This is a genomic window from Acidovorax sp. 69 (assembly GCF_002797445.1).
Taxonomy (GTDB): Bacteria; Pseudomonadota; Gammaproteobacteria; order Burkholderiales; family Burkholderiaceae_C; genus Acidovorax.
Map to the genome: position 1 here is coordinate 1025332 of NZ_PGEP01000001.1, position 13572 is coordinate 1038903.

Genomic DNA, 13572 nt, shown 5'->3' on the forward strand with positions numbered 1-13572 from the left:
TGCCAGCTGTGTTTTGGCAATCTCTGGAGGTGCTCCCATGGCGTCGAAGTTCGAGCTGAAGAAGTCCAAGAATGACAAGTTTGTCTTTAACCTTCTGGCGGGCAACGGGCAGGTCATTCTGACCAGCGAGATGTATGACTCCAAGGCGAGCGCGCTCAATGGCATCGAATCCGTCAGGAAGAACGCGCCCAACGACGGCCGTTATGGTCGGCTTTGCGCCAAGGATGGCTCACCGTACTTCACGCTCAAGGCGGCCAATGGCCAGGTAATTGGGCAAAGCCAGATGTACTCAGGAGAAAAAGCGCGCGATGCGGGCATCGAGTCTGTTCAGCAGAACGCGCCGGGTGCGGTGACCAGCGACCTCACAGCGGCTGGCTGACCAGGAATCCGGTTGATTGATGGGGTAGGGGCATGGTTCGTGTCCCTGCTTACGTGCGGGCATGGCTGCGCGCCTAAAATGCGCCAATGACTTTCCGCACCCCCACTGCCGCCCCTCAGCGCGCGGCGACCAGCCAGCGCATCGACGTTGCCCGTGAACTGTTGTTGACCCCCTTCGGTCTCGATGAAAGCCACCTGGCCCGTGCCCTGGCCGAGATCCGCGCTCACCAGGTGGACGACGCTGACCTGTACTTCCAGTACACGCGCAGTGAGGGCTGGAGTTTGGAGGAGGGCATCGTCAAGACGGGCTCGTTCAGCATCGACCAGGGCGTGGGTGTGCGGGCGGTCAGTGGCGAGAAGACGGCCTTTGCATATTCGGACGACATCTCCGAGGCCTCGCTCCTGGATGCTGCCCGCACTGTGCGTTCCATTTCGGTGGCAGCGCAAGCTGGGAAAGTACGAGTAGCTCCTAGAAAAATAGCGGTGAGTCGCAGTCTTTATCCTGGTGTGGACCCGATCGCCTCGCTGGACAGCACGGCGAAGGTGGCACTCCTGGAGCGGCTGGAACAACGCGCCCGCGCCAAGGATCCGCGCGTGGCGCAGGTCATGGCCGGCCTGGCCAGCGAGTACGACGTGGTGCTGGTGGCCCGGGCTGACGGCACGCTGGCGGCCGATGTGCGTCCGCTGGTGCGCCTGTCGGTCACGGTGATCGCTGAGCAAAACGGCCGTCGCGAGATGGGCTCGGCGGGTGGCGGTGGCCGCTTTGGCCTGGCCTATTTCGACGACGAGCAAATGGGGCAATATGTGGACGAGGCGGTGAATGCCGCCTTGGTCAACCTTGAGTCGCGCCCAGCCCCGGCTGGTGAAATGACGGTGGTGCTGGGCTCGGGCTGGCCCGGCATCTTGTTGCACGAGGCCATTGGCCACGGGCTGGAAGGTGACTTCAACCGCAAGGGCTCCAGTGCTTTTAGCGGCCGTATCGGCCAGCGGGTTGCGGCCAAGGGCGTCACGGTGCTGGACGATGGCACCATCGCAGACCGCCGGGGCTCTTTGAATGTGGACGATGAAGGCCATGCCACCCAACGCAACGTGCTGATCGAGGACGGCATCTTGAAGGGTTACATCCAGGATTCGCTCAACGCGCGCCTGATGGGTGTGCCCCCCACCGGCAACGGCCGGCGCGAAAGTTATGCCCATATCCCCATGCCACGCATGACCAACACGTACATGCTGGGTGGCGACAAGGATCCGCAGGAGATCATCGCCAGCATCAAGAAGGGGTTGTACGCCTCCAACTTCGGTGGTGGGCAGGTGGACATTACTTCGGGCAAGTTCGTGTTTTCGGCCAGCGAGGCCTATTGGGTCGAAAACGGCAAGATTCAGTACCCCGTCAAGGGCGCGACCATCATCGGCAGTGGTCCTGAATCGCTCAAAAAGGTGACCCTGATCGGCAATGACATGCGCCTCGATAGTGGCGTGGGAACCTGTGGCAAAGAAGGCCAGAGCGTGCCCGTGGGCGTGGGCCAGCCCACGTTGCGCATCGAGGGGCTGACGGTGGGCGGAACGGCCTGAACAGGACGCTCTGGACCGCTCGGAGGTCCCCATGTGTTGCGCGCCCCCACCAACTGCGTTTTGTGGTGGGTACAAAGCTCTCCACAGGCCTGCAGGCGGCGCAAAATGGGAGGCACCATGCCCGCCGCCACGCGCCCCAGTCAACTGCTGACACTCCAGTCTTTTGGGGATATCAGCCGGTTTCTGCGCGAAGGTGTGGCGGACGAAGACTCCCGCCAGTTGCGCGACAGTCTGGGGGCTTTGTCGACGCAGATCGACGATGCGGTCCGCGCTCGCCGTACCAGCACTGACACCACGGATATCACGCGCCGCGTTGTCACCCTGTCGCACTGCGCGCGTGAGCATCAGCTGTTCCTTACCGGCCTGGGTTCTGCCTGGCATGCTCTGTATGAATTCGGCGCCTACCAACGCGCGTTGCGGGAGCTGCGTACCGCGATCGCAGACTGGCTGCAGATGCTGGAGCGCCGCAGCACCAAGGAAAGTGCCTGTTTCGATCAGTTCGAACTTCTGGCGTGGCGCACGCTGGGCGAGGCACTTTTGTTGGTCGATATGTACGAGCACCAGAGCGATCCCCAGAGTGACCTGCAGGATGCGCCACCGCGCAAGGTGTCCGCATTGCAGCGCGCGCGCGCCTGGCTGAAGCGGTGGAGCCGCTGAAGTTGAGGGGCAAAAGGCGGGCGGTAACCCACCGTTGTGTCGTGCAATCACAACATCTTGGGGTTGTGGCAGTGGCGTACAGCTGTGCTACATTGGTTGCCATGCAAGTTCGCAGCGCGTTTTATTTTTGGTTTTTTATCTCGGTCCCCGGCGGATGAGAGGAAAACGCGCAAGCACACACACCTCCCCATACCAACCGCCGACGCTGCAAAGCCCGGCGGTTTTTTGTTTTCTGCCCTCCCGTTTTTCTTCATCCACCACAACTTCTACTCCACGAGGAAGCAACCATGACGGTCTCCAACACCCCCACCAGCGAAGCCTGGTACCGCAGCGTCGAAAAAACAAGCCAAACCGACGACGAACGTATCAAGGACATCACTGTGTTGCCTCCTCCCGAGCATCTGATCCGCTTTTTCCCCATCGGCGGCACGCCGGTCGAAACGCTGATTACCCAGACCCGCAAGAACATCCACAACATCATGGCAGGCAAGGATGACCGCTTGCTGGTGGTCATCGGCCCCTGCTCCATCCACGATCCAGCCGCCGCCGTTGAGTACGCGCGTCGCCTCATGGCCGCGCGCACACAGTACGCCGACACTTTGGAAATCGTGATGCGCGTGTACTTCGAAAAGCCACGCACCACGGTGGGCTGGAAGGGTCTCATCAATGACCCCTACCTCGATGAAAGCTACCGCATCGACGAAGGCCTGCGCATTGCGCGCCAGCTGCTCATCGAGATCAACCGCTTGGGCATGCCCGCCGGCAGCGAGTTCCTCGACGTGATTTCGCCCCAGTACATCGGCGACCTCATCAGCTGGGGCGCGATTGGTGCCCGCACCACGGAGAGCCAGGTGCACCGCGAACTGGCCTCGGGTATCTCGGCGCCAATCGGCTTCAAGAACGGCACTGATGGCAACATCCGTATCGCCACCGATGCGATTCAGTCGGCGAGCCGGGGCCACCACTTTCTGTCGGTGCACAAGAACGGCCAGGTCGCCATCGTCAACACCAAGGGCAACAAGGACTGCCACGTCATCTTGCGTGGTGGCAAAACGCCCAATTACGACGCCGCCAGTGTCGCGGCCGCCTGCAAAGACCTTGAAGCCGCCAAATTGCCCGCCACGCTGATGGTGGATTGCAGCCACGCCAACAGCAGCAAGCAGCACGAAAAGCAGCTCGAAGTTGCCCGCGACATTGCGACCCAGCTCGCAGGCGGTTCGCGCAGCGTGTTTGGTCTCATGATCGAAAGCCACCTCGCGGCAGGTGCCCAGAAATTCACGCCCGGCAAGGACCAATCGTCCGCGCTCGAATACGGCAAGAGCATCACCGATGCGTGCCTGGGCTGGGATGATTCGCTGCAGGCACTGGCAGAACTGTCCGACGCTGTCAAAGCGCGCCGCGCGCGCTGAGTTCGGGGCCTGCGACAGGCTCTAAACTCAGGCCTGTGGACTGCACATTTCTGTGCAGTTACAGGCGTGGATATCAGAAGAAAGGCGAACCATCATGCACAGCGAAGTGTCGGTCAGATTGACTGGGGATCAGGAGTTTCGTTTTGACCTGGCGGGAGCGGAGCCCATGGGCAACGAGGCCGGGCGACGTTGGCTGGACGAGCAGTTCATCTCGCTGGACTGCGAACCTCTGCGTGCCAGTGGCAAGGTGCTGTTGGCGGACAAGGTGCTCACTGTGGCACGCGCTGCCGGGGCATCGCTGCTGGCGGACCCTGCCTGGTCGAGCGACTTTGCGCGTGCTGCCAGCGCGGCTTTGGTCAAGCCCATCGTCAGGGTGGACGTGCCGGGAATGGCGGTCACGTTCTGAGCGCCCGTTTTTGGGTGATATCGGCGGATAGCGCTCTTGCAATAAGCGTTTGCTGCTATTGTTTTTGAAGTGCCTGTAGTAGCTTGGCGTGGATGCCCCCAAAGCCGCCGTTGCTCATGCACACCACGTGGTCTCCCGGGCGGGCTGCCTGTGAAACCTGGGTCACCAGCGTCTCGATGTCTGCGGCAGTTTGCGCGCGCTGACCAGGGCCTACTCCCAGTGGCGCCAGCGCTTGTGCCGCATCCCAGTCCAGCCCCGCCGTGTGACAGAACGCCAGGTCTGCGGGCTCCAGCGCCCAGGGCAGCTGGCTTTTCATGGCGCCCAGTTTCATGGTGTTGCTGCGGGGCTCGAACACGGCCAGGATGCGCGCCCCGGGGCCCAGGCTGCGGCGCAGACCATCGAGCGTAGTGCGCAACGCGGTGGGGTGGTGGGCAAAGTCGTCGTATACGGCAATGCCGCTCACAACGCCACGAAGTTCCATGCGCCGTTTGACGTTCTGGAAGGTGGAGAGCGCCGTGGCCGCTTGGTCGGGGGGTACACCCACATGGTGGGCAGCGGCGATGGCGGCCAGCGCATTCAACTGGTTGTGCACGCCGGTGAGTGCCCATTCCACACGGGCCACTGTGCGTCCACGGTGCATCACATCAAATGCCTGGGGCTCGCCCACTGCATAGAAGTCGCTCACTGCCGAACCAAAGCTGGTGACTTCGCTCCAGCATCCTGTATGTAGCACGCGGGTGAGGCTTTCTTCGAGGCCGTTCACGATCACACGGCCTGACGGCGGTACGGTGCGCACCAGGTGGTGGAACTGGCGCTCGATGGCCGCCAGATCCTCAAAGATGTCAGCGTGGTCGAATTCGAGGTTGTTGAGCACAGCGGTGCGGGGGCGGTAGTGCACGAACTTGCTGCGCTTGTCGAAGAAAGCTGTGTCGTATTCATCTGCCTCGATCACGAACAGCGGCGCCGTGCCAAGCTGTGTGGTGGCTGGCGTGGGGCGTTGTGGGGTTCCCAGCCGGGCTGACAGGCCAAAGTTCAGTGGAACGCCACCGATCAGGAAGCCGGGCTGTTGCCCCGCACTTTCCAGAATCCATGCCAGCATCGAGGTGGTAGTGGTTTTGCCGTGGGTGCCCGCAACCGCCAGTACATGGCGTCCTTGCAGGACATGCTCGGCCAACCACTGCGGGCCGCTGGTGTAGGGCTTTCCCGCATCCAGAATAGCTTCCATCAGAGGAAATTTGGGTGAACCGTCGGGCAGTCGGGCCCGGCTGACCACATTGCCGATCACGAACATGTCGGGTTGGAGTGCCATCTGGTCGGCACCAAAACCTTCGATCAAGTCGATGCCCAGAGCCCTGAGCTGGTCGCTCATGGGGGGGTAGACGCCGGCGTCGCAACCCGTCACCTTGTGGCCTGCTTCACGCGCGAGGGCTGCGAGGCCTCCCATGAACGTGCCGCAAATGCCCAGTATGTGTATATGCATGGGCGCCGATTCTAAGGTTCAATTCAGAACAGTCCTCTGGCGCTTGATGGGGCGTCAAATGAAGCTATTAAAAGTGTAGTGAATGGGGTGGTGCTTGGATGATGGGTCAGGATGGTACTTAGGGGCAGGCCGTCGCTCGTGTCACCAGTTCAAGCCACAATAGGGTCGTTTTCTCTGCTGTGGCCCTCCTTTTTTTGACTGACTGCCATGCACACACCTTTGAGCGAGGAAATCGCCCACACCACGGCACGCCTGGTGGTGGAAGAGGGGCTTGAGTGGGGCCCCGCCAAGCGTCGGGCATTGCGCCAGATGGGGTTGCCCGCCCGCACCCCATTGCCCGACAACGATCAGGTCGAGGCGGCAGTGCGGGAATACATCCAGATCTTCTGCGCCGATACACAGCCGCGCGAATTGAGGGCCCTGCGGCAACTGGCGCTGGTCTGGATGGAGCGCATGGCGGTGTTTCGTCCGCATCTGGGCGGGGCTGTCTGGCATGGCACAGCCACCCGGTTGTCGGATATTTATTTGCAGTTGTTTTGTGATGACCCTAAATCAGCAGAGATAGCGCTGATAGACCATCATGTGGATTACGAGCCCCGTACGGTAAAGGGTTTTCATGGTGAATCGGTCGAGGCCCTGAGCTTGGGCAGCAAGTCAGCTGAACTCAATGAGATGATCGGCGTGCACTTGCTGATTTATGACCTTGACGATCTGCGCGGCGCGTTGAAACCCGATGGCAAAGGCCGTACCCCCGCGGGGACATGACGGCCGTGCGCCGCCTGCTCCAGGAAACCATTGCGCCATGACGAACCCTGCTGATTTGCCTGTACCTGTGATGATCCCCTCCGATGCTCCATCGTCCGCACGCCGCCGCCTGCTTTATGCCGGGGTTGCTGGTGCGGCGGCGCTGGGTGGTGCTGGCCTGGCGTGGTGGAAGTTTCAGCCACACGCCATGGCATCGGGCGCCGAGCAGGCGCTCTGGGGCATGGAGTTCGACAAGCCTGATGGCGGAGCAGTCGCTATGAAGTCTTTCGCAGGCAGGCCGCTGTTGCTCAACTTCTGGGCGACTTGGTGCCCGCCTTGCGTGGAAGAGCTGCCCATGCTTGATGCCTTTTATCGAGAACATGCGGGCAAAGGCTGGCAAGTTCTGGGTTTGGCCATCGACCAGCCTTCGGCCGTGCGCAAGTTTCTGGCACGTATTCCCCTGGAGTTTCCGGTGGGGCTGGCGGGTTTGGGTGGCACGGACCTGGGGAGGTCCCTCGGCAACCTCACGGGTGGGCTGCCCTTCAGTGTGGTGCTGGGTGAGGAGGGGCGGGTGCTGCATCGTAAAATGGGGCAAGTGACTCCGCAGGACTTGCAGTTGTGGGCCCGCTTGCGCTGAGCTTTTCTTTCGGTGTTTCCCTCGTTGTGCTGTTGCCAGCGGCCCTGTTGGATGCATATTTCCATGATGAAGTTCATGGAAAATGCATGTGGAAGACTGCGGTAGGGCGAAATTGGAGTAAATTCGCGCCCTATTCAGTTTTATAGCCGTTGGAGCTCCCATGGATCTGCGAAAACTCAAAACCCTGATCGATCTCGTGTCCGAGTCGAACGTATCCGAACTCGAAATCACGGAGGCCGAGGGCAAAGTCCGCATCGTCAAGAGCGTTGGTGGTGTAGTCCAGCAGTATGTGGCTGCCCCCATGCAGGCCCCTGTTGCCCCCGCACCTGCCGCAGCCCAGGTGGCCGAGTTGCCTGCCCCCTCTGCGCCTGCTGTTCCCGCAGGCCACATCGTCAAGTCGCCCATGGTGGGCACCTTCTACCGCTCGTCCAGCCCCGGCGCTAAGGCTTTTGTTGAATTGGGCAGCCAAGTCAAGGAAGGCGAGACCATTTGCATCATTGAAGCGATGAAGATCCTCAATGAGATCGAAGCCGACAAGTCCGGCACGGTCACTCGCATCCTGGGCGAAAACGGCCAGGCGGTCGAATACGGACAACCGCTGTTCGTCATCGAATAAGGCGCTCATGTTCAAGAAAATCCTGGTCGCAAACCGGGGAGAGATCGCTCTCCGTATCCAGCGCGCCTGCCATGAGTTGGGCGTGAAGGCTGTGATGGTCTATTCCGAGGCCGACCGCGACGCCAAGTATGTGAAGCTGGCGGAAGAGGCCGTGTGTATTGGCCCCGCGCCATCGCCCCTCTCCTACCTCAACATGCCCGCCATCATTTCTGCGGCAGAAGTGACCGATGCGGAGGCGATTCACCCCGGCTACGGCTTTCTGTCGGAAAACGCCGACTTCGCCGAGCGTGTGGAAAAGAGCGGTTTCCAGTTCATCGGCCCGACACCCGACAACATCCGTACGATGGGTGACAAGGTATCGGCAAAGCAGGCCATGATCAAGGCCGGTGTGCCCTGCGTGCCGGGCTCTGAGGGCGAATTGCCGGACGATCCGGTCCAGATCCGCCGCATTGCCAAGGCGGTGGGTTATCCCGTGATCATCAAGGCCGCCGGCGGTGGCGGTGGCCGAGGCATGCGTGTGGTGCATACCGAGGCCGCGCTGGTCAATGCGGTGCAGATGACCAAGGCCGAGGCGGGCGCTGCTTTCGGCAATCCTGCGGTCTACATGGAGAAATTCCTGCAGAACCCGCGGCACATTGAAATTCAGGTGCTGGCCGACAAACACCGCAACGCGGTGTATCTGGGCGAACGCGACTGCTCCATGCAGCGTCGCCACCAGAAGGTGATCGAAGAGGCGCCTGCGCCGGGCATCCCACGCAAGCTGATCGAAAAGATTGGCGAACGCTGCGTGGCCGCGTGCAAGAAGATTGGCTACCGCGGTGCAGGCACGTTCGAGTTCCTGTACGAAAACGGCGAGTTTTATTTCATTGAAATGAACACCCGCGTGCAGGTGGAGCATCCGGTGACCGAATGGATCACGGGTGTGGACATTGTGCGCACGCAGATCATGGTGGCGGCGGGTGAGAAGCTGCCCTTCACGCAGCGCCAGATCGAGATCCGTGGCCACTCCATTGAATGCCGGATCAACGCGGAAGACGCGTACAAATTCACCCCGTCACCCGGTCGCATCACCACCTGGCATCCGCCGGGTGGACCGGGCGTGCGCGTGGATTCGCATGCATACACGAACTACTTTGTGCCCCCCAACTACGACTCGATGATTGGCAAGATCATCGTGCACGGCGATACGCGCGAACAGGCCCTGGCCCGCATGCGCACGGCGCTGTCAGAGACGGTGATTGAAGGCATTAATACCAACGTGCCACTGCACCGCGAGTTGATGGTCGATGCCAAGTTCATGGCTGGCGGCACCAATATCCATTACCTGGAAGAGTGGCTGTCGCAGCACAAGCGCTGATACTGCCCTTGTGCGGTCGCATACAACATGCTGGCTCCTGGCGACGGGTGCCAGCATTTCATTTTTTCTGAGAGGCGCCTATGTTTGAGCTGAGTCTGATGTGTCCTGAGGACCGTATTGAACCGGTCAGCGATGCGCTGGATGCGCTGGATGCGTTGAGCGTGTCGGTGGAAGATGCCGACGCTCAGACCGATGCCGAGCAGGCGTTGTTTGGAGAGCCTGGCATGCCGCCTCCCAAGGAGGGTTGGCAGCGCAGCCGCGTGGTTGCGTTGTTTCCTTCAGAGGTGTTAGCCCGCGAGGCGCAGCAACTGCTGGTGGTGCAGGATTTTTTTGTGGGCTGCCAGGTGCTTGGTGTGGCGCAGGTGCCCGAGCAGGATTGGGTGCGGCTGACCCAGTCGCAATTTACGCCCGTGGATATCACGCCTGATTTCTGGATCGTGCCCACCTGGCATGAATTGCCAGCGCAGGCGGTACGTAGCATCCGGCTGGATCCAGGGCTGGCTTTTGGGACCGGGACCCATCCTACGACGCGCATGTGTCTGCGCTGGGTAGCACGCAACGGAGCCGCACAACTGGCGTCGGGCAATCCGCTGGGGCGGGTTTTGGACTATGGCTGCGGTTCGGGCATTTTGGCCATCGGTGCTGCAAAGTTCGGGGCGACGGATATTGATGCCGTGGATATTGACCCCGCTGCGGTGGAGTCTACGGCCCAGAATGCGAAGGCCAACGAGGTGGTGTTGCAAGCAGGTTTGCCTCACGCGGCACAGGGCGAATACCAGACTGTGTTTGCCAACATTCTCGCCACGCCCCTTCGGGTGCTGGCACCCCTGTTATGTGGCCATGTAGCACCCGGTGGGCATCTTGTTCTTGCCGGCATCCTGGAGCGGCAGGCAGATGAATTGAAAGAGGCCTATGCGCCTTGGCTTCCTCTGGAAGTGGCCGATGCCGAGGACGGCTGGATTCTGATGACTGCCAAGCGCTGAGCCCGCGCGTGCTTCGCTTTGGCTGGGGTGGCACGACCCCTACAATCCACGGCTGATGAGCCAGATCACTCGCTGCCCGTCCTGCGCCACATCCTTCAAGGTTGTGGCGGACCAATTGCGCATATCGGAAGGATGGGTGCGCTGTGGCCAATGCAAAGAGGTATTTGATGCCTCGGCGCATTTGGTCCCATCGGCGCCCCCGGCACTTTTGCCAGATATGTCGCTGACCGATGCGCGGCCGCCCTCAGTCCCGGTGGCGCGCAAGGTGGATGCCGCACGCGCATGGGGCGATGGGGCTGCGTCACCTGTTGTACCTTTTTCAGGCGTTGTCTCTCGCCCAGTCGCGGAGGGTGCCGGATTCTCGGATCCACCGGTGGGTGCTCTAGGCGGCCCGCGCGGTGGGGATGCTCTGCCGCCCGCGTTGTCTGCAGCATTCACACCAGTGCTCGATATTCCCAGCCCTGCAGTGCCCGCATTTCTAGCCGCGGGGGGAATGGGGTGGAGTTGGGTACCGATGGCTTGACTCTAGAGCCCACCACGCCGTTCGCTTGGCGCTCTCCGCCGTCGCCTTCGCCCGCAGCATTGAGTGCCTCTGACCGGCTGACGCGCCCGCGCAGGGCTGAGGCCGCCGCTTTGGCAATCCCCGCCGTAACGTTGATGCCTGGGCTGGAGGATGTTGTACTTCCCGCTGTTTCGTTGCCTGCATCGTCGTTGTTGATGGATACGGCACAGCCGACGTTGCGCGGAGGATACGAGCTGCCTTTTGCCGATCAGCGTGATGCTGACTGGCCTGGGGATGCAGCAGCCCCTGCGGTCACTGAGGCTGCCGTGGAGTCCGGCCGCGTCGGCCCTGAGAGAGACATCCAGACACCACCCACACCGCTGAATGACATTGAGCGTGGCCCTGCGCCCACCTCGGTTTCCATCGCTGAGCCCATCGTGGGTTCTTTGCCTTCGGTGGATTTTGTGCAGCAACCGCCGGTGGTGGATTTGCCGGGTGCATTGGCCCTTGAGGGGGATGATCCGCTGGTGGCGGAGTTGCAGGCCAGTTCGCGCAGCGCTGCTCGCACGAGGGAGGGTGTCTCAGAGTCTGATGAGGTCACGCACGACGCTGATCAAGAAGAGGTCAGCTTTGTGATCGCAGCGCGTCGCAAGGCCTTTTGGCGCAAACCGGCGGTGCGTATCGTTCTTGTGCTGGCAGTCTTGCTGTCGATCCTGGGTCTGGCTTTGCAGGTGGTGGTGCAGGAGCGAGATCACATCGTGGCCCTGGACGCTCGTGCAAGGCCCTGGCTGATGAAACTGTGTGAGTCATTGCGGTGCGAGATTGCCCCGCAGCGCCAGATCGCCGATGTGGTCATCGACAGTTCATCTTTCAACAAAGCCAGGGGTGATAGCTATCAGCTGGCGCTCACGATGAAGAGCAAGGCCGCCATTCCGTTGGCCATGCCGGCGGTCGAGTTGACTTTGACTGATGCGCAGGACCAGCCAGTGCTTCGGCGGGTCCTGCTGCCAACGGACATGGCGGCACCGGCAGAACTCCCGGCACGTGGCGAGTGGGGTACGTCGGTCTCTGTGATCGTGACCACTGGTGGAGCGCGTGTTGCGGGATACCGGCTGCTGGCTTTTTACCCCTAAATTTTCTTAACCGACTGATTCAATATGGCTGCCCTCATTTGTGGTTCCTTGGCGTTCGACACCATCATGACCTTCGAGGGGCGGTTTGCAGAGCAGATACTGCCCGATCAGTTGCACATTCTCAATGTGTCTTTTCTCGTGCCTTCCCTGCGCCGCGATTTTGGCGGATGTGCTGGCAACATCGCATACAGCCTCAAGCTGCTGGGTGGTGAGCCCTTGCCCATGGCGATGCTAGGCAGTGATGGTGCAGAGTACCTGCAGCGACTGGAATCACTGGGCATCAGCGCACGCCATGTGGGGCAGGTGCAGGACACATATACCGCACAGGCCATGATCATGACGGACCGTGACAACAACCAGATCACGGCATTCCACCCCGGGGCCATGATGGAGGCGCATGTCAATCGCGTTGTGGCCGACGTCGGTGTGGGTGTGGGTGTGGGGATCATCGCACCGGATGGTCGTGACGCGATGCTTGAGCATGCGGCTCAGTTTGTGGCGGCGGGCATTCCCTTTGTGTTTGATCCAGGCCAGGGCCTGCCGATGTTCGATGGGCAAGAGTTGGTGCGGTTCATTGCTCAGGCGTCCTGGGTAACGGTCAATGACTACGAGGGGAAAATGCTGTGCGACCGCACGGGCTGGACCCTTGCAGAGATCTCGCGCCAAGTGAAGGGCCTGGTGGTCACGTTGGGCGCGGAGGGTTGCGAGGTCTGGGTGGATGGCCAGAAAACGCACGTGCCTGCAGTGGTGCCTGCCCAGGTGGTTGACCCCACTGGGTGCGGCGATGCCTGGCGTGGCGCCCTGCTGTTTGGCCTGGAAAAAGGCTGGCCGCTGGTGCGTTGTGCTGAGTTAGGTAACCGGGTTGGTGCTCTCAAGATCGCGCAGCGTGGCCCACAGAACTACACGCTGGATTTCACCCCTGCTTAGTTTTGTGTGTTGGCAAGGTTGCGGAAATGTCGTCGGGTCAGGGGGGTGTTGTGTTGCATGTCGCGCAGAACATCCTCCGCAGGCATAAAAAACCCGGTGCGCAGGCACCGGGTTGAGCGTGTGACACGCCAGGATTAAGGCTTGTTGCCCGTAGGGAAAGGCCAAGCAGCCTGAGGGTTCAGGGTGGTCTGTGCTGCTGGAGTTGCAGGGGCAGGGGCCTTTGGGGCCTTCTTGGCCGGTGCAGCTTTCTTTGCAGGAGCCTTGGCAGCGGGTGCTGCCTTCTTCGCTGCTGCGGCCTTCTTGGCGGGAGCGGCTTTCTTGGCCGGTACTGCTGCCTTCTTGGCAGGTGCGGCCTTCTTCGCTGCTACTGCCTTCTTGGCGGGAGCGGCTTTCTTGGCCGGTGCTGCTGCCTTCTTGGCAGGTGCAGCCTTCTTCGCTGCTACTGCCTTCTTGGCGGGAGCGGCTTTCTTGGCCGGTGCTGCTGCCTTCTTGGCAGGTGCAGCCTTCTTCGCTGCTACTGCCTTCTTGGCGGGAGCGGCTTTCTTGGCCGGTGCTGCTGCCTTCTTGGCAGGTGCAGCCTTCTTCGCTGCTACTGCCTTCTTGGCGGGAGCGGCTTTTTTGGCCGGTGCTGCTGCCTTCTTGGCAGGTGCAGCCTTCTTCGCTGCTACCGGTTTTGCCGGTGCAGCCTTTTTCGCTGGGGCAGCCTTCTTAGCGGCTGGTTTTTTCGCAGTTGCCATCATGTTCTCCTTGGGTCAATTTGCAAAGAGCACT

At 61.2% G+C, this 13572-nt stretch carries 14 protein-coding genes and 1 pseudogene; 13 read left to right on the forward strand and 2 right to left on the reverse strand.

The window, feature by feature from the left end; translation table 11 throughout:
* Nucleotides 1-37 precede the first annotated feature (37 nt).
* From CLU85_RS04750 to CLU85_RS04770, 5 genes are all read left to right on the forward strand, one after another.
* Nucleotides 38-379: a YegP family protein gene (locus CLU85_RS04750; protein WP_100409280.1), complete on the forward strand. Its 342-nt coding sequence runs from the start codon at nucleotides 38-40 to the stop codon at nucleotides 377-379.
* 86 nt (nucleotides 380-465) lie between these two features.
* On the forward strand, nucleotides 466-1950 hold the full coding sequence (tldD, locus tag CLU85_RS04755; RefSeq protein WP_100409281.1) for a metalloprotease TldD: 1485 nt from the start codon (nucleotides 466-468) through the stop codon (nucleotides 1948-1950).
* Nucleotides 1951-2067: 117 nt separating this feature from the next.
* Entirely contained in the window at nucleotides 2068-2607 is a 540-nt protein-coding gene (locus tag CLU85_RS04760; protein ID WP_100412376.1) for a hypothetical protein, read from the forward strand.
* A gap of 287 nt (nucleotides 2608-2894) precedes the next feature.
* A complete protein-coding gene (locus tag CLU85_RS04765; RefSeq protein ID WP_100409282.1) occupies nucleotides 2895-4016 on the forward strand; it encodes a 3-deoxy-7-phosphoheptulonate synthase in 1122 nt (373 codons plus the stop codon).
* Nucleotides 4017-4110: 94 nt separating this feature from the next.
* The gene (locus CLU85_RS04770; RefSeq protein ID WP_100409283.1) at nucleotides 4111-4422 is read left to right on the forward strand and encodes a hypothetical protein; all 312 of its coding nucleotides are present in this window, start codon (nucleotides 4111-4113) and stop codon (nucleotides 4420-4422) included.
* Between the two features lie 55 nt (nucleotides 4423-4477).
* Here CLU85_RS04770 and mpl read toward each other — a convergent pair whose 3' ends face one another.
* Nucleotides 4478-5902, reverse strand: coding sequence for a UDP-N-acetylmuramate:L-alanyl-gamma-D-glutamyl-meso-diaminopimelate ligase (gene mpl, locus CLU85_RS04775; RefSeq protein WP_100409284.1), 1425 nt, complete (start codon nucleotides 5900-5902; stop codon nucleotides 4478-4480).
* A 207-nt stretch (nucleotides 5903-6109) separates the two neighbouring features.
* Between mpl and CLU85_RS04780 the strand changes: the two are divergent.
* From CLU85_RS04780 to CLU85_RS04815, 8 genes and pseudogenes are all read left to right on the forward strand, one after another.
* A pseudogene (locus CLU85_RS04780) lies at nucleotides 6110-6708 on the forward strand (hypothetical protein).
* Nucleotides 6705-7283, forward strand: coding sequence for a TlpA disulfide reductase family protein (locus CLU85_RS04785; protein ID WP_100409285.1), 579 nt, complete (start codon nucleotides 6705-6707; stop codon nucleotides 7281-7283). Before CLU85_RS04780 ends, CLU85_RS04785 begins: the two are co-directional and overlap by 4 nt.
* Nucleotides 7284-7443: 160 nt before the next feature.
* On the forward strand, nucleotides 7444-7899 hold the full coding sequence (gene accB / locus CLU85_RS04790) for an acetyl-CoA carboxylase biotin carboxyl carrier protein (protein ID WP_100409286.1): 456 nt from the start codon (nucleotides 7444-7446) through the stop codon (nucleotides 7897-7899).
* 7 nt (nucleotides 7900-7906) lie between these two features.
* Entirely contained in the window at nucleotides 7907-9256 is a 1350-nt protein-coding gene (gene accC, locus CLU85_RS04795) for an acetyl-CoA carboxylase biotin carboxylase subunit (RefSeq protein WP_100409287.1), read from the forward strand.
* 80 nt (nucleotides 9257-9336) lie between these two features.
* Entirely contained in the window at nucleotides 9337-10239 is a 903-nt protein-coding gene (prmA, locus tag CLU85_RS04800; RefSeq protein ID WP_100409288.1) for a 50S ribosomal protein L11 methyltransferase, read from the forward strand.
* A gap of 55 nt (nucleotides 10240-10294) precedes the next feature.
* A complete protein-coding gene (locus CLU85_RS23590; protein WP_369858158.1) occupies nucleotides 10295-10762 on the forward strand; it encodes a zinc-ribbon domain-containing protein in 468 nt (155 codons plus the stop codon).
* Between the two features lie 110 nt (nucleotides 10763-10872).
* A complete protein-coding gene (locus tag CLU85_RS04810) occupies nucleotides 10873-11874 on the forward strand; it encodes a DUF3426 domain-containing protein (RefSeq protein ID WP_232727730.1) in 1002 nt (333 codons plus the stop codon).
* 24 nt (nucleotides 11875-11898) lie between these two features.
* The gene (locus CLU85_RS04815; RefSeq protein ID WP_100409289.1) at nucleotides 11899-12801 is read left to right on the forward strand and encodes a carbohydrate kinase family protein; all 903 of its coding nucleotides are present in this window, start codon (nucleotides 11899-11901) and stop codon (nucleotides 12799-12801) included.
* Between the two features lie 134 nt (nucleotides 12802-12935).
* On the opposite strand, the gene CLU85_RS04820 is transcribed toward CLU85_RS04815, so the two are convergent.
* On the reverse strand, nucleotides 12936-13538 hold the full coding sequence (locus CLU85_RS04820) for a histone (RefSeq protein ID WP_100409290.1): 603 nt from the start codon (nucleotides 13536-13538) through the stop codon (nucleotides 12936-12938).
* Between the last annotated feature and the right edge of the window lie 34 nt (nucleotides 13539-13572).